The following is a 15,533-nucleotide window of genomic DNA, read 5'->3' as shown; positions in this document are numbered from 1 at the left end:
ATCATTGCAAAAGTATCGCTATGGCTGTACTTGTTAAGGAGGGCTATGTGAATAGCTCTCGAAAAAAGGTGGTAACACGTTTATCTACGTCCTTTAGGAATTTCCTAAAGGCGTTTTTTTTATGCCTTCTAAGCAAAAGCGGTACCCCACATTTACTCTTATAGAACTTGCAATATTAATATTTAATATTACAAGGAGATGTTTCGTATGTTTTTAACACCAAAGGAGCAAATGGCGATTATCAAGAAAGGTGCTAACAAGATCGTTGACGAACAGGATTTACTTGAAAAATTAGAGCGATCATATAAAGAACAGCGACCTTTAACGATTAAGCTAGGACTAGATCCGTCCGCACCAGATATTCATTTAGGCCATGCGGTTGTTCTACGAAAAATCAAGCAAATGCAAGATTTAGGCCATCATGCAGTTATTGTTATCGGTGATTTTACAGGACGAATTGGCGATCCTACAGGTAAAGCCAAGGGGCGAACAGCCTTAAATGACGATACAGTGAAGAAAAACGCCCAAACATATTGTGAGCAAATTTTTAAAGTACTAGATCCTAACAAGACAACGGTTCGTTTTAATAGTGAATGGTTAGCGAAGCTGTCCTTTGAAGAGGTCATCAAGCTAGCAGCCACAACATCTGTTGCTCGACTTTTAGAGCGTGAGGATTTTCAGAAACGCTACCAGCAGCACATCCCAATTGGTATACATGAGTTTTTCTACCCACTCATGCAAGCATATGATTCAGTAGAGCTTGTGGCAGATATAGAGTTAGGTGGAACGGATCAGACTTTCAATATTTTAATGGGACGCACCTTACAAAAGCATCGGGGATTAGAAAAACAAATTGCTATTTTTATGCCCTTGCTAGAGGGATTAGATGGCATAGAAAAAATGAGTAAGAGTTTAGGTAATTATATTGGCATCAACGAAGCACCTGAGATTATGTTTAAAAAGGTGATGGAAGTCCCAGATACTTTAATTATCAAATATTTCGAATTAGCAACAGATGAGCATCCACTACATGTGCAGGCTATTCAAGATAGACTACAAAAGGGAGAGAATCCCCGCGATTTGAAATTCCTATTAGCAGAAATTATAACGGCTTTATACCATGGATCTACAGCAATGGAGGAAGCAAGAGCTTATTTTGAAGCAGCATTTCAAAAAAGGGAAATACCAAAAAACATTCCTATACTGCTCTTGGAAATTGATAAGGAAAGAATCGTGGATATCATTCCACAACTAGTGGTAATGGGTTTTATTCAAAGTAAGAGTGAGTTTTTGCGGTTAATCAAGCAAAAAGGAGTATCCTTGAATGGAGAAAAAATGGCGATGGATGACTTATCACAAGTATTAATGAATAATGATGTCCTACAAATTGGCAAGAAGCGATTTCTTCAATTCAATAAGTAATAACAGACAAAAAAAGAGCAATCTCCGAGGAGACTGCTCTTTTTTTGTCTAAATTTTAGTGTAATTTTGGTGGGTAACCGCTGTGAACAATCGTCATGATGACGAACCATCCGAATACAGCAGCACTTAATAAGTTGAAAACAACGCTTAAAAGGTTCTTTTCTTTAATTGCTTGGAATGTACCAAATACAGCTAAAATCGCTACTAGACCAAAAATAACCATTAATAAGTTCATTAAAAATAGACACTCCTTTCGACATCAGAAAATGAATGTCGCAAACAATATTCCTCCTTAATTGTAAACGTTCTACTTGTTTTTGTCGAGGACTAAAATACTGTAAACTATGAACATTTATCGTCAAATTGTGGCAAAGCCTGTATAATAGGAAATTGAGGTGATAACTATGATGAACGTACGAAGTTATTCTCTTGGTCCCGTCCAAACGAATTGCTATATCGTATCGAATAAAGAAAAAGAATGTATCGTATTTGATCCAGGTGAAGAAGCGGAGCGTCTAATTAAAACAATCCGTAGCAACGGCTTAAAACCTCTTGCTATCTTTTTAACACATGCCCATTTTGATCATATAGGGGCAGTAGATGCAGTGCGTGAGGTATTTGACGTTCCTGTATGGATTCATGAAAAGGAAGTTAGTTGGCTAGCGGATCCAACGAAAAATGGCTCTAGTAAATATCCTGCATTACCAGATTATAGGGTAGCTGCACCAGCGCAAGATACAATTATCAAAAAAGAACAGCAAATTGAAATGAGTAATTTTGTGTTTCAAGCAGTTTTTACACCTGGGCATTCACCGGGGAGTATTTCCTATATCTTTGAAAATGACGGTTTTGCCATCGTGGGAGATACGTTATTTGAACAAGGTGTAGGACGTACAGATCTATTAGGTGGATCAACCAAAATTTTATTGGAATCGATCCATCATAAACTGTTGACATTACCTGAGGATACTATTATCTATCCTGGACACGGTAATTATACAACGGTAGGCGCAGAAATGGAGACAAATCCTTTTTTAAATGGATTTTAAAATATGGCTAATAAACTGTTTTAGCACATAAAAAAGCGTATCTCACCGAAAGTGAGATACGCGATTTTGTTTGTATTAATGACCGCCACCAGGTACGTGAATGAATGTTGTATAGTACGTGAAGCCAGCGAAGAATACAGTTAAATATGCTCCGAAAATGTACATGTACATACGTTCTGAAAGGTTTAAGAAGCCTAATAATAAGAATAAACCTGTATTACCTAAGAATAATAGCGATACCTCGTTCATACCTCCAAGGTAGAACATAACGGCAAAAATACCTGTCCAGAATGCCATAACTTTATACATATTATCCATGAAATTTCCCCTCCTTTTGCCCACGACACAATAATCTCTTACTCATTATAAATGATATGAAAGGTGTCTGTAAACTGGAACTTCTCCATGTTTGTGACAAACAAATGGATTTTTAATCTAGCTATCGATTTCTGTCACGTTTATTTCATATTTACATAAATCGCAATTATGTATCATACTTTCCATTTGCACAAATTCATTGTTCGTAAACAATGCATCTAATTGCCCTTTTAAATAGGATTCATGTAATGAACAAACAATTTCAGAATAGGCTGTCAGTTGCTCCTGGAAGGGACAATTGAAGATGGAGAAGATAACTTTTTTTCCATGCTCAGTTTGTTGAATTTGTGGAATATAGCCAATTAAAGCGGCATTGTCCGTTAATAGCTGAAGTTTTTCATCGAAGGAAAGAGAATTACTTAATGTCAATTCAGCACTCATATAATTTTTCATTTGCTGGTAGCCGTCTTGGTAGCTAATTTCCTGGCACTTTGTTAATGCAGATGGACCAAAGTCTTCAATTAATTGTATCGTCCATTTTAATAAACGATCTTCCTCACGTCTTGGAAAAGTAAGAGATACGCCTTTTTCTGAAGCTTTATAAACACGTCCAGGTCTGCCACCTTTACCTGTTTTTACATAGTCAGCTGTAATAATATTTATTTCTGAAAGCTTCGTTAAATGAAGTCGAGCAACGTTAGGATGGATACCGAATTTATCAGCAATATGTTGTACAGTAACTGTTTTTTTCTCTTGCAATATGTACTCATAAATAGAGTATCTTGTTTCATCCGCTAGTGTACTAGTAATTTTTAATGGATGGATCATGAGCTTCACCTCTTTAATTTTTATAAAAATTTTGTTCGTCTACCAAGTGTTAGGAAAATAATCATGTTGATACTATTATATTGTATTATTGAAAAAGATACAGTTCATTTCGGCATAAATATTAATTTTTTCATGCATTTATATTCTTTTTTAGTGGAAAATTGCACTTTATCCACATTTTTATAGCAAAAAACATTATTGGCAGAAAATTAACTTGCAAATTTTTATTTTCTGAAAAGGGCTTTTCTCGTGGCGAGTTCCTCCTTATACTAGGAAATAACGAATAGAGCGGTCATATTCGAATGAACTAAAAGAGAGGTGCATATATGCAGAGTTTTGAAACAGTTGTCGAACAAAAATGTGAGCAACTTTTACTAAAGGCCTATCATTTTGGAGCATCCGATTTATTGTTAGTTCCAGGAAACATAAAGTATCGGATCTATTTTCGGAAATATGATAAACTTCTCCACGCTGGTGAGCTACCTCATGAACTTGCAGAAAGAATGATCTCTTACTATAAATTTCTTGCCGAATTAGATATTAGTGAGCGTCGTAAACCTCAAAGCGGTGCCTTTCAAAAAGCAATGGAGCAAAATTCTTATTCGTTTCGAGTATCCACACTGCCTTCTGTATTTTTAAAAGAAAGCTTAATTATTCGTTTACTTCTCCAAAATCATGCATTTCCACTAACTTCCCTAAGCTTTTCCAAAAGCGCAGCTCACCAACTCATGGAGCTGGTACAAAACCGACAAGGTCTTCTATTTTTTACGGGAGCAACAGGCTCTGGCAAGTCTACTTCACTTTATTCCCTAATCCATTACTGTTCCACAGAATTGAATCGACATGTGATTTCTTTAGAAGATCCTGTAGAAAACAGCCAAGCCAATTTACTTCAAATTCAAGTCAACGAGCGAGCAGGCGTTACATATGCTGCAGGATTAAAAGCCATTTTGCGCCATTCACCTGATGTCATTATGATTGGTGAAATTCGCGATAGAGAAACAGCAAATATTGCCATCCAAGCCTCTCTAACAGGGCACTTAGTTGTCTCCACTATTCATGCAAAAGACTCCATTAATTGTCTCTATCGTTTAATGGATTTAGGTGTGTCGATAGAGGAGCTTCGTCAAACGGTTATCGGTATAGTTGCCCAAATGCTTGTTCAGACCTCAGCTCTACATGGAGAACGTCGAGCTGTCTATGAAATATTACATGACGATCATCTATCAAGAGCCATCACCGCCATCAAGGATAAGGGAAATTACAAACTTCCTTATGAATTAACATTAATGGGGCAAAAGGAATTAGTGGAGAGCCTATATGCAGTTACAAACATACATCGATAAAATTGTTCTTTTTTATAATCGGGCTACGAAATGGCGGGTAAAGGAACAAGCTCAGCTTTTCAATCGTTTATGTGTACTAATGCAGGAAGGATATTTATTTCCCCAAGCTATTTCCATGCTACTACCTCATCATATCGAAGCCCATGAGGACATACAGCAGCAAATTGATGAAAAGCTCAGACAAGGAGTAGGGGTTGCAGGGATATTTGAAACATTACAGCTAGGGAATCATTATTTAATGGCAATTAAGGTGGCGGAAAACAATGGCCACATGATAGAAGCATTTAAAGGTGTGGCTAAACAGATAACAGTAAGTGAAAAGACTAAGAAAAAGCTAATCAAGCTGCTGATCTACCCTGTCACACTGATTATCTTTTTATTGTTGTTATTTTTTGTGTTTCGTACATTTTTTTTACCGAACATTGAAAGAATGGTCGTCAGTCGTACCTCTGAAACAGAAGAGACAAGTATTGCGTTGTCCAATCTGTTATTACATGTACCAGATGTAGTTATCTCGACCATGTTCATAGTAATAGGTAGCTTAATCATTTTTCGTTTCTATCTCAAACGACAAGCTGTTGCTCATCAACTAACAATTTTATTAAAAATCCCCTTTATACAGCGCTATTTTAGGCTGGCATTGACAAGGCAGTTTGCTGCTTATTTAGGCAGCTTACTACAAAGTGGATTTTCATTACAAGCAAGCCTTCAGCTATTAGAGGAACAGCAGCTACAACCATTTCTCCAAGTTCTTTCACAGCGTATAAAAGAAAGAGTCATCTTTGGAGAATCACTGACACAGGCGGTAACGATGATGGCCGTTTTTCAAAAAGATTTTCCAATGTTCGTAGAGCATGGCGAGCACAGCGGCTATTTAGGAAAAGAATTAGTATTGTATAGCGATTTATTAATGGAAAAGCAGGAACAGCTTTTACAAAAAATATTAGCTTTTGTGCAGCCTAGTTTCTTTATCCTTATAGCTGCTTGTATAATAGCGGCTTATATCAGTTTATTATTACCCATCTATCACATGATTGAATTAGTTTAGGAGGAAGATGATGAAACGACTCAAACAACAAGCTGGTTTTACTTTAATCGAGATGCTTATAGTTCTGTTAATTATATCCATTCTTATTTTAATTACAATCCCAAATGTTACAAAGCATTTCGCCACAATAGATAAGAAAGGCTGTACAGCTTATATAAGCATGGTACAAGGCCAAGTAGAGGCGTATCGTGTAGATTATATGGCTTATCCTACCTTAGATGATTTAGTGGCAAAAGGCTATTTAAAGGAAAATGAAACAACCTGCCCAAATAAAGAAGAAATAGTGATTACTAATGAGGGAGAGGTACGCCCAGCCAATGTCAACTTGGAAACAGGTACTGATAGCTAATGAATGTTCATAAAAACGGTGGTTTTACGATTCTTGAAATGCTGGTTGTCTTATTTCTTGTTATGAGTTTAACAGCGATTGTTAGTAAATTCTCATTGAAAATAGCAGAAACCAAGGAATTAGAACGATTTTTTACGCAATTACAACTGGATATTCAATATATTCAAACCTCTAGTATGAGCCAACGACAATATATAGCCCTGAAAATGGAAGGTTCAACAAATCGTTATACTATTCAAAAAGATATTTATACTCATTTATATGAACGCTCTTTTCCAAAGGGGGTTGAATTTTTGCCAGCTGAGAGTTCAATTCAAACACTTGTCTATAACTATAGCGGCAATGTGATGACAGCAGGCACCATGGCATTTAAAACACCACAGGGCAAGAGAAAAGTAATCATAACATTAGGACGAGGGAGAGCTAGGATTGAATGAGTCAGGCTATTCTTTTGTAGAAACTATTTTAGGTGTGGGTATTTTGATGTTACTTTGTACTTCGTTAATCCCCATTACTTATACGATGAAAACAAATCTTGCTAATAAAAAAATGGAGCTAATTGCAGCTGAAACAGCATACGAAGGTTTAAAACAGTACCATGCGATTCAAGTAACAGAGGGCTCTCGAATCATTGAACAGGTTGCTTATCATTGGAAAGTTGACGAACAACAAGTTTGTGTCCAATTTCAAAATTTACAGGGATCACGCCAAAAATGTATTCAAGTGACAGGTGAAGTTCATGAATGAGAAAGGCTATACATTAATAGAAGCTATGTTTCAATTAGTCGTTTTTGTGCTTATTTCTCATTTTTTTGTCCTTATAATACTTTGGTTTGCTGAAATGAAGTCCACTATGCTAACAGATGAACAAACAAAGTGGGAACTATTTGTTTCTGATTTGAACCTCTCTCTAAAAGATATTTCCACCTTTTCCATTCGTGAAGATCAAAAAAGAATAACTTTCCAAACAGCTAATACGCTCCATCATATTGATTGCTACTCGAATATTATCCGTGAGCAGGTAAAGGGTGGACATGTTCCTATACTAATAGGAATCAATAAATGTCAATTTAGCTATTCCGAAAATAAGCTGACGATAGCTGTTGAAATGGCTAGTGGTATTCTAAAGGAGCGAACCTTTTATGTGCCAATTATTGAAAAATGATAGAGGGGCTATTTTTTTGATCGCAATTGCATTATTATTTTTTGTAACTACTTTTGTTCTTGCGTATTATATGTCTTATGAAATGCAGTATCGAACATATGATGGGCTAGAAAAATTGAATGTTCGAGCTACGATAAATTTATTGGGACAAATTTTGTCAGACAGTGTAGAATCGTAGTTATAAGAAGGTGAATCGAATTGCGAAAAATATATTTAGTTGGTTTTATGGGTAGTGGAAAAAGTGCATTAGGAAGACGTTTAAGCTATTTATTGAAGATGCCATATTATGATATGGATCATGAGATTGTGCGTCAGCAGGGGATGACAATTCCACAGATTTTTGAAAAATACGGTGAGGCCCACTTTCGAGAAATAGAAACAGAATTTTTGAAAAATTTCAGGGACGAGGCTTGTATTATTTCGACTGGTGGTGGCGTTGCCATCAATGCTGAAAATCGAAAAATTATGAGACGCAGTGGACTGGTGTTTTTTTTAGATGCGTCGTTTGAGGATATTTATAAACGAGTTCAGCATGATCCAAATAGACCCATTGTACAGAGCTCTACAAAGGAGGAGCTAGAAAGTCTGTATCACTACAGAAGGAAGTTTTACCGTGATGCAGGTCATATTCAGGTACTGACAGAAGGTAGGACGATTCGCCAAATTCTAGAGTATTTAGTATTTCAAGTGAAAAGGTTGAAAAACGAACGATGAATTACTTTCTTTTATTTAATGTTCGCGTTTTATTATCTTTTAAAAAATGATTGCCTTTCCAATGCATTTAATGTTAGGATATAGACAAATAAGTAACTAAATGTTCATTGAATACTAAATAGTACCAAGATTTATCTTGGGCGGATGATTGTGCGGGGAGAGAGCGTGTAGACGCCACCGAAGGAGCAAGTAGCAATGGGCTATGAATCTCTCAGGTAAAAGGACTCGTACAAGACGCAACTCTGGAGAGAGCTGTAGTATAACAATAACAGCCACCAAAGGGGAAAGCCGACTGATTGGCAACGTAGAGCTTGCTAGCCAGTCTGGTGTAACTTTCAGGTGCAAGGACAGAGAATCCCGAAAAGGGGTTCGTCTGTCTTTTTTTATGTCTATAGCCTGATTTACGTAATTGACTGTAGGAATACAAAGAGCAGACGAACTACTACCAGTAAAAATGTAACTAACAATAAGGGGGCAAAAAAAGAATGGCGAATGAATTAAAACGTACACCTCTATTTGAAGAATACGCGAAATATGGTGCAAAAACAGTTGACTTCGGTGGATGGGAATTGCCTGTTCAATTCTCTTCTATTAAAGAAGAACATGATGCAGTGCGTAATCGTGCAGGCTTATTTGATGTATCACATATGGGAGAGATTTTAGTAACTGGTCCCGATGCATTAGGTTTTTTACAAAATCTTTTATCAAATGATGTATCAAAAATTGTTGACGGTCAAGCACAGTACACGGCAATGTGCTACGAAGATGGTGGCGTTGTTGATGATTTATTAACATATAAATTAGCTGACAATCACTATTTATTATGTGTCAATGCAGCTAACATTGAAAAAGACTATGATTGGATGATGGAAAATCAACATCAATATGATGTGACGATTGATAACCAATCGGATGCCTATGCACAAATAGCTCTTCAAGGTCCACTAGCAGAAGAGGTTCTTCAATCCCTTACTTCGACGGATGTAAGTGCCATTAAATTTTTCCGCTTCCAAGAGAATGTGGAGGTTGCAGGACATAAAGTTTTAGTTTCTCGCAGTGGCTACACTGGTGAAGACGGCTTTGAATTATATGGCGCTCCAGAAGACATCAAAGCGCTTTGGGGTAAAATTTTAGAGGCAGGTCAAGAAAAAGGGGTTGTTCCAGCTGGACTAGGATGTCGTGATACACTTCGTTTTGAAGCTGGGCTACCACTATATGGTCAAGAGCTATCAGCAACAATTTCTCCTCTAGAGGCTGGTATTGGCTTCGCTGTGAAATTAAATAAAGAAGGCTTCATTGGTCATGAAGCATTAGTAGCTCAAAAGGAAAATGGTCTACCACGCAAACTTGTAGGCATTGAAATGATTGATAAAGGCATTCCACGCCATGGCTACAAAGTGTTTAAGGATGGTCAAGAAATCGGTGAAGTGACAACTGGTACACAGCTTCCTTCATCTAAACGTAATGTTGGTCACGCATTAATTGACAGTCAATTCGCAACAATCGGAACTGAGCTAGAAATTGAAATTCGCGGTAAACACTTAAAGGTAATAACAGTAGAAACACCGTTTTACAAGCGTTCAAAATAATAGTTGAAAAGAGGGACCTACATTTATGAAACATCGTTATTTACCTATGACGGAGCAAGATCAAAAAGAAATGTTAGACGTAATCGGTGTATCCTCAGTCGATGAGTTATTTGAGGATATTCCTGAGAAAGTCCGTTTTAAAGGCCTTTATGATATTAAAGAAGCAAAATCAGAATCTGCTTTATTAAAAGAGTTAACGGCACTTGCTGCTAAAAATAAGGACACAAATGCCAACGTATCATTTTTAGGTGCAGGTGTTTATAACCACTATAAACCAGTGATTGTAGACCATGTTATTTCTCGTTCAGAATTCTATACAGCTTATACACCATATCAGCCAGAGATTTCACAAGGTGAGCTACAAGCCATCTTTGAATTCCAAACGATGATTGCTGAGCTAACGGGAATGGATCTTGCTAATTCTTCTATGTATGACGGTGGTACAGCATTGGCAGAAGCGGGTATGTTGGCAGCTGGTCATACGCGTCGCAAGAAGATTTTAGTGTCAGAAGCAGTGCACCCAGAATATCGCGATGTTGTTGCTACATATGCCTATGGTCAATCCATTGACATCGTGACTATTCCGCAAAAAGATGGTGTGACAGATGTGGATGCATTAAAAGAGTTAATCGATGACAACACAGCAGCTGTTATTGCACAATATCCAAATTTCTTTGGCCAAGTGGAAGATATTCAAGTGATTGGGGATATTGCACATGCTGCAAAAAGCTTACTCGTTGTATCTTCTAACCCATTGGCATTAGGAATTTTGACGCCTCCTGGCAAGCTTGGTGCTGATATTTGTGTAGGTGATGCGCAAGTATTTGGTATTTCTGAAGCTTTCGGCGGCCCACACTGTGGTTTCTTTGCAGTGACAACAAAATTGATGCGTAAGGTACCAGGACGTCTTGTTGGTGAAACAGTGGATGGTGAAGGCCGTCGGGGATATGTTTTAACACTACAAGCACGTGAACAACATATCCGTCGTGATAAAGCAACTTCGAATATTTGCTCGAACCAAGCACTACTTGCACTTGCAGCTTCTGTAGCGATGACAGCTCTAGGAAAACAAGGAATTCGTGAAATGGCTACTCAAAACATCGCGAAAACACGTTATGCAAAAAATGCCTTTGAAGCAGCAGGCTTTACAGTAGCATTCCAAGGTGCACACTTCAATGAAATCGTTGTGAAAACGAATAAATGTGTGAAGGAAATCAATAAAGGTTTAATCGAAAAGGGTATTATCGGTGGCTATCCTTTAGGTCAAAATTATGACTCTCTTAAAAATCATGTGCTAATCGCAGTAACTGAATTACGCACGAAAGAAGAAATTGATGCACTTGTTGCAGAAATGGGGGCTCTTAATGCATAACGAAAATCAATCACTCATTTTTGAAATTTCAAAAGAAGGTCGCGTTGGCTATAGTTTAGAAGCACTAGATGTGCCTGAGGTAGACCTAGCAGATTTATTACCTGCAAACTTAGTACGTTCAGAGGCAGCAGAACTACCTGAAGTGTCTGAGCTTGATATTATGCGTCATTATACAGCACTTTCTCGTAGAAACCATGGAGTAGACTCTGGCTTCTATCCGCTTGGCTCTTGTACGATGAAATATAATCCGAAAATTAATGAAACAGTTGCACGTCTATCAGGCTTTGCAAATGTTCACCCATTACAGGATGAATCAACAGCACAAGGGGCAATGGAGCTTCTTTATGATCTTCAAACTTCTTTAGTAGAAATTACAGGGATGGATGAAGTTACATTACAACCAGCAGCAGGTGCTCATGGTGAATGGACAGCGTTAATGATGATTCGTGCATTCCATGAAGCAAATGGTGAAGGTCACCGTAACAAAGTAATCGTTCCTGATTCAGCTCACGGTACAAACCCAGCATCAGCGACAGTAGCAGGCTTTGAAACAATCACTGTTAAATCAGATGAAAATGGCTTAGTTGATATCGAAGACCTTCGTAAAGTAGTGGGTTCTGATACAGCAGCTCTAATGTTAACTAACCCGAATACACTAGGGTTATTTGAAGAAAACATTATCGAAATGGCAGAGCTAATTCACTCTGTAGGCGGTAAAGTGTACTATGATGGTGCGAACCTCAATGCTGTAATGAGTAAAGCACGTCCTGGTGATATGGGCTTTGACTGTGTGCATTTAAATCTACACAAAACATTTACAGGCCCACATGGTGGCGGTGGTCCAGGTTCTGGTCCAGTAGGTGTAAAAGCAGATTTAATTCCATTCCTACCAAAACCAGTATTAGTAAGAACTGAAGAAGGCACATACCACTTTGACTACGATCGTCCACAATCAATCGGTCGCGTAAAACCTTACTATGGTAACTTTGGTATCAATGTTCGTGCTTATACGTACATTCGCACAATGGGTCCAGATGGCTTAAAAGCTGTTACAGAATATGCTGTATTAAACGCCAACTACATGATGCGTCGCTTAGAGCCATTCTACGATCTACCATATAACCGTCACTGTAAACATGAATTTGTCTTATCAGGTCGTCGTCAGAAGAAACTAGGCGTTCGTACATTAGATATCGCAAAACGTCTGTTAGACTTTGGCTACCATCCACCAACAACATACTTCCCATTAAATGTGGAAGAGGCGTTGATGATCGAACCAACTGAAACAGAATCTAAAGAAACATTAGATGCATTCTGTGATGTAATGATTCAAATTGCGAAAGAAGCAGAAGAAAATCCATCAATCGTTCAAGAAGCACCTCATACAACAGTCGTATCTCGTCTAGACGAAACACGCGCTGCTCGTACACCAGTGCTTCGTTATCAAAAAGCATAGTCTACAAAACCGTTCACGTTTATGTGAGCGGTTTTTTTGCACCTTAAATTACAAGCTAAATAAATCTTCAATAGTGAAATGTATTACAGGATTATGTGATAGCTAATTTGCGTGTTGTGAGTACAAAAGGTAAACCAAAAGTAAAAAATTCATTTTGCTTTATTATAATGAATGAAAAGACATGTATTAGTTGATTATGATAAATCTGAGTATCTTACAAGAGAAGTGCCAAGTAATGCAAAATTAAAAGTTGATGGAAGTTTCGTTGGTAAGTATATAAGATGGGTGTTACAAGACATTGATCTTGAGTTATTTCCATCTTAAAGGATCCGATTTATGGACTTAGAGTTAGTGCCTAACTATCTACAATCGATAGTATAATTAATCAAAATCTTTTCACCTTGTTATGCACAAAAATATGATAGGGTTAGGATGGATCTATTAAGGGGGTTAAAGTGGTGGAAGAAGATATCAAGTTTGGTGATAGTCTATTATACTATAAATGTGATAATATTGAATTTTTAAAAGGTTATGGTCAATTATATACAGAATTTGATGATGGCGTTGCAACTAGGCAAATCAACATAATTAGCAACGATATGTATAGTTCTTCATCATTGCATGATTGGAACGAAGATATTGGATTTTTATTGTATGACGGACATATCGATAATTTAGATTTAAGCGATAGTATACCTATTACTCGATTCGACTTTGAGAATAAATGGCAGGAAGGAATTGTAGCTAACAAATCTCAAATCAACTACTTAAAGGGCGATGCTTCTCTTCCTTTAGAAGAACATACACTCATCATCCATGTTGTTAATATTTTAGGAATTTGGGGAGAAGGCTTTGTTTTATCTTTATCAAAGCAATTCCCTTTAGCCAAAAGGGAATATGTTAAATGGTCTAAGGATAAAGAAACTTTTGAGTTAGGAGAAGTTCAGTTTGTATGTGTAGACCAGCTGAAAGCTACTTTTGTTGCCAATATGCTTGCACAACATGGTGTGAGGAAAAATGACAAAGATCGTACAACCTATATGGATTATGATGTGCTTCGTTTATGTTTAAGAAAAGTTGCGAGATTTGCATTAAAAAATAGATTATCGATACAGATGCCTAAAATTGGTTCAGGTTTAGCTGGAGGAGATTGGAGAGAGATTGAAAAAATAATAAATGAGGAATTGATTTATTATAAAATTAAATGTACTGTTTTTGAATTGTGATAAATTTTAAAAAAGTTAGGGGTGGTATCTATGGTAGATACAAAATTGAGGGAGAGGGTGTTTGACACTTTATACGGTGGGATTATTGGTGATCTAATGGGCGTACCTGTTGAGTTTAAACAAAGAGGGACTTTCCATGTGCAAGATGTGATGGGATACGGTACTTACAATCAGCCACCTGGCACTTGGTCTGACGATACTTCTCTAACACTCTGCCTAGTCGAGAACATTATTGAAAATGGGGATACCAAAACATTAATGAACAAATTTGTACAATACATGGAGCAGGGCTATCTCACACCATTTGGCGAAATGTTTGATATTGGAATTACTACAGCGGATGCCGTTTCGAACTATAAAAAAGGTGTTCCACCAGCACAATGTGGTAAAACGGGCGAGTTTGATAATGGCAATGGTACGTTAATGAGGATAGCTCCTTTAGTATTCATGGTCATACATGAGTTAGATTTTACTAAAAGAAAAGAATTAGTTCATCAGTATACAGAGATTACTCATGGTCACCCGCGTTCCATAGTAGGGTCCATCATTTACATTGAACTATTATTAAGCTTATACCGAAATAATTCACTAGAAGTGGCCTTAAAAGAGGTCTTTGACTTACTGCAAAATAATTTACAGAATGAAATGAAAGCAGAGCTAAATGCTTACGTAAGGATTTTTCATGAAAACTTTTTAAATACGCCTGAAGATGAGATTCAATCAAGCGGCTATATTGTTCATTCACTAGAAGCAGCCATTTGGTGTGTAGGTAATTCTACAACGTTTAAAGACGCGATTCTAAAAGCAGTTAATTTAGGAGAAGATACGGACACCGTTGGGGCGATTACAGGATCAATCGCGGGTATGTATAAACAGTTGGACAAAATTCCAGAAGAATGGTTAGGTAAAATTGTCAGTAAAGAAAAGGTAGATGACTTAATCTTGGCGTTTTATGAATTTTGTGTAGCACAGACCTAAAAAAAGTTTGTTGGAAAGGACGGTGACGACATGTTACCTATACATAATAGATATACTGCAAATCCACCAGCAACAGATCACCAAATTGTACACATAGAAAATAGGCTGAATTGCCAACTTCCTCGTGCGTATACACTTGTATTAAAGGAAAGTAACGGTTCATCGTTTACAAACGGCGTGTTCATTTATGGTACAGAAGAAGTTTTAGAAAGAAACGAGACTTGGGAAGTGGAGGAATATGCAAAAGGCTATATTGCAATTGGTGATGATAGCGGAGGAATTGTCTTTTTAATGGACATAAAGGCAGAGGATTCTCGTGTTTTAGCAGTAGATAGTGGTGATATGAATCCAAAGCATGCAACATTGATTACTTATGATTTATGCAAATGGCTACAAGCAGGGTGTCAGTATTAGCAAGAGAGACAAATGAAAAGCTTCTTCCTACTAGAAGGAAGGAGCTTTTTCATTTGTTTTCTATGTCTATTTTTGGAGAAAAATAATTGAAAATAAAGCAAAATTATTACGTAATCTATTATTTTTTGAATTTTTTAGAAAATTATGTTGAATTATTGGAGAGAGGTAGTATAATAAAAATATAGTTACATAAATGGTTAATAATTCCTTATAAAGAGGGATTATTGGCAAAAAATAGTGACTATAAACTTAAAAAATG

Annotated in this window: 19 protein-coding genes, 1 riboswitch and 1 other annotated feature (1 of these 21 cut by a window edge); of the genes, 16 read left to right on the top strand and 3 right to left on the bottom strand. The window is 37.0% G+C overall.

The window, feature by feature from the left end:
* Positions 1-97, top strand: a binding site (T-box leader) (it extends 145 nt beyond the left edge of the window).
* 110 nt (positions 98-207) lie between these two features.
* A complete protein-coding gene (gene tyrS, locus PSR12_RS15175) occupies positions 208-1,422 on the top strand; it encodes a tyrosine--tRNA ligase (protein ID WP_221680131.1) in 1,215 nt (404 codons plus the stop codon).
* A 55-nt stretch (positions 1,423-1,477) separates the two neighbouring features.
* Here tyrS and PSR12_RS15170 read toward each other — a convergent pair whose 3' ends face one another.
* Entirely contained in the window at positions 1,478-1,657 is a 180-nt protein-coding gene (locus PSR12_RS15170) for a DUF2759 domain-containing protein (protein WP_004231029.1), read from the bottom strand.
* Between the two features lie 169 nt (positions 1,658-1,826).
* On the opposite strand from PSR12_RS15170, the gene PSR12_RS15165 reads away from it, so the two are divergent.
* Positions 1,827-2,471 (top strand): MBL fold metallo-hydrolase, encoded by a 645-nt coding sequence (locus tag PSR12_RS15165; RefSeq protein ID WP_009370182.1) that lies wholly within the window; start codon positions 1,827-1,829, stop codon positions 2,469-2,471.
* Between the two features lie 75 nt (positions 2,472-2,546).
* Here the strand turns inward: PSR12_RS15165 and PSR12_RS15160 are convergent, their stop codons facing one another.
* Positions 2,547-2,789 (bottom strand): DUF2626 family protein, encoded by a 243-nt coding sequence (locus PSR12_RS15160; protein ID WP_004231035.1) that lies wholly within the window; start codon positions 2,787-2,789, stop codon positions 2,547-2,549.
* A 117-nt stretch (positions 2,790-2,906) separates the two neighbouring features.
* Positions 2,907-3,617, bottom strand: a complete 711-nt coding sequence (locus tag PSR12_RS15155) for a helix-turn-helix transcriptional regulator (protein ID WP_221680132.1) — start codon at positions 3,615-3,617, stop codon at positions 2,907-2,909.
* Positions 3,618-3,943: 326 nt separating this feature from the next.
* Here PSR12_RS15155 and comGA point away from each other — a divergent pair, with 326 nt between their 5' ends.
* From comGA to PSR12_RS15085, 14 genes are all read left to right on the top strand, one after another.
* A complete protein-coding gene (comGA, locus tag PSR12_RS15150; RefSeq protein ID WP_221680133.1) occupies positions 3,944-4,963 on the top strand; it encodes a competence type IV pilus ATPase ComGA in 1,020 nt (339 codons plus the stop codon).
* Positions 4,938-6,011 (top strand): competence type IV pilus assembly protein ComGB, encoded by a 1,074-nt coding sequence (gene comGB, locus PSR12_RS15145; protein ID WP_221680134.1) that lies wholly within the window; start codon positions 4,938-4,940, stop codon positions 6,009-6,011. The genes comGA and comGB overlap by 26 nt, the downstream gene beginning before the upstream one ends.
* Positions 6,012-6,021: 10 nt before the next feature.
* Entirely contained in the window at positions 6,022-6,360 is a 339-nt protein-coding gene (comGC, locus tag PSR12_RS15140) for a competence type IV pilus major pilin ComGC (RefSeq protein WP_004231042.1), read from the top strand.
* Positions 6,360-6,797, top strand: a complete 438-nt coding sequence (gene comGD, locus PSR12_RS15135; protein ID WP_221680135.1) for a competence type IV pilus minor pilin ComGD — start codon at positions 6,360-6,362, stop codon at positions 6,795-6,797. Before comGC ends, comGD begins: the two co-directional genes overlap by 1 nt.
* The gene (locus tag PSR12_RS15130) at positions 6,790-7,107 is read left to right on the top strand and encodes a hypothetical protein (RefSeq protein ID WP_274769597.1); all 318 of its coding nucleotides are present in this window, start codon (positions 6,790-6,792) and stop codon (positions 7,105-7,107) included. The genes comGD and PSR12_RS15130 overlap by 8 nt, the downstream gene beginning before the upstream one ends.
* A complete protein-coding gene (gene comGF, locus PSR12_RS15125; protein ID WP_221680137.1) occupies positions 7,100-7,525 on the top strand; it encodes a competence type IV pilus minor pilin ComGF in 426 nt (141 codons plus the stop codon). The genes PSR12_RS15130 and comGF overlap by 8 nt, the downstream gene beginning before the upstream one ends.
* 16 nt (positions 7,526-7,541) lie before the next feature.
* Positions 7,542-7,703, top strand: coding sequence for a hypothetical protein (locus PSR12_RS15120; RefSeq protein ID WP_225340350.1), 162 nt, complete (start codon positions 7,542-7,544; stop codon positions 7,701-7,703).
* Between the two features lie 20 nt (positions 7,704-7,723).
* Entirely contained in the window at positions 7,724-8,239 is a 516-nt protein-coding gene (locus PSR12_RS15115; RefSeq protein ID WP_004231053.1) for a shikimate kinase, read from the top strand.
* Positions 8,240-8,383: 144 nt separating this feature from the next.
* A riboswitch (glycine riboswitch) is annotated at positions 8,384-8,476 on the top strand.
* A 248-nt stretch (positions 8,477-8,724) separates the two neighbouring features.
* On the top strand, positions 8,725-9,828 hold the full coding sequence (gene gcvT, locus PSR12_RS15110) for a glycine cleavage system aminomethyltransferase GcvT (protein WP_131520616.1): 1,104 nt from the start codon (positions 8,725-8,727) through the stop codon (positions 9,826-9,828).
* 25 nt (positions 9,829-9,853) lie between these two features.
* Complete coding sequence (gene gcvPA / locus PSR12_RS15105) at positions 9,854-11,200, top strand: aminomethyl-transferring glycine dehydrogenase subunit GcvPA (protein ID WP_004231057.1); 1,347 nt, start codon at positions 9,854-9,856, stop codon at positions 11,198-11,200.
* Entirely contained in the window at positions 11,193-12,656 is a 1,464-nt protein-coding gene (gene gcvPB / locus PSR12_RS15100; protein ID WP_048392265.1) for an aminomethyl-transferring glycine dehydrogenase subunit GcvPB, read from the top strand. Before gcvPA ends, gcvPB begins: the two co-directional genes overlap by 8 nt.
* Positions 12,657-13,114: 458 nt before the next feature.
* Complete coding sequence (locus PSR12_RS15095; RefSeq protein ID WP_274769593.1) at positions 13,115-13,882, top strand: macro domain-containing protein; 768 nt, start codon at positions 13,115-13,117, stop codon at positions 13,880-13,882.
* A 30-nt stretch (positions 13,883-13,912) separates the two neighbouring features.
* Positions 13,913-14,860, top strand: a complete 948-nt coding sequence (locus tag PSR12_RS15090; protein WP_274769591.1) for an ADP-ribosylglycohydrolase family protein — start codon at positions 13,913-13,915, stop codon at positions 14,858-14,860.
* Between the two features lie 30 nt (positions 14,861-14,890).
* Complete coding sequence (locus PSR12_RS15085) at positions 14,891-15,274, top strand: SMI1/KNR4 family protein (RefSeq protein ID WP_221680141.1); 384 nt, start codon at positions 14,891-14,893, stop codon at positions 15,272-15,274.
* Positions 15,275-15,533: the final 259 nt, after the last annotated feature.

This window comes from Lysinibacillus sp. G01H (genome assembly GCF_028872195.1).
In the GTDB taxonomy this organism is placed as follows: domain Bacteria; phylum Bacillota; class Bacilli; order Bacillales_A; family Planococcaceae; genus Lysinibacillus; species Lysinibacillus capsici.
Note: the sequence above shows the minus strand (reverse complement) of the source record. Positions and strands in the feature narration are given on the sequence as shown.